Here is a 241-nt window from a genome sequence, read left to right as displayed (position 1 = left end):
GTCTGCTGCAATTCGCCTTCAAGCCATTCGATGGTGGGCAGGTCCAGATGGTTGGTCGGCTCGTCCAGCATCAGAATATCGGGCTCGGGCGCCATAACGCGGGCAAGAGCCGCGCGCCGCGCTTCGCCGCCGGAAAGGCTTTCCGGATGTTCCTGTCCGGTCAGGCCGAGATGCTCGAGAAGATAAGTGACACGATAGGCATCGTCTCCCGGCCCGAGCCCCGCCTCGGCATAGGCCTGCA

Annotated in this window: 1 protein-coding gene; it reads right to left on the bottom strand. The window is 63.5% G+C overall.

Features of this window, described 5'->3' with window-relative positions:
- Window positions 1–241 (bottom strand): ATP-binding cassette domain-containing protein (locus tag SB764_RS44075; protein ID WP_410867321.1); only part of this gene is annotated, 241 nt, incomplete at both ends.

This window comes from Paraburkholderia sp. SIMBA_027 (assembly GCF_046535315.1).
Lineage (GTDB): Bacteria > Pseudomonadota > Gammaproteobacteria > Burkholderiales > Burkholderiaceae > Paraburkholderia > Paraburkholderia tropica.
Note: the sequence above shows the minus strand (reverse complement) of the source record. Positions and strands in the feature narration are given on the sequence as shown.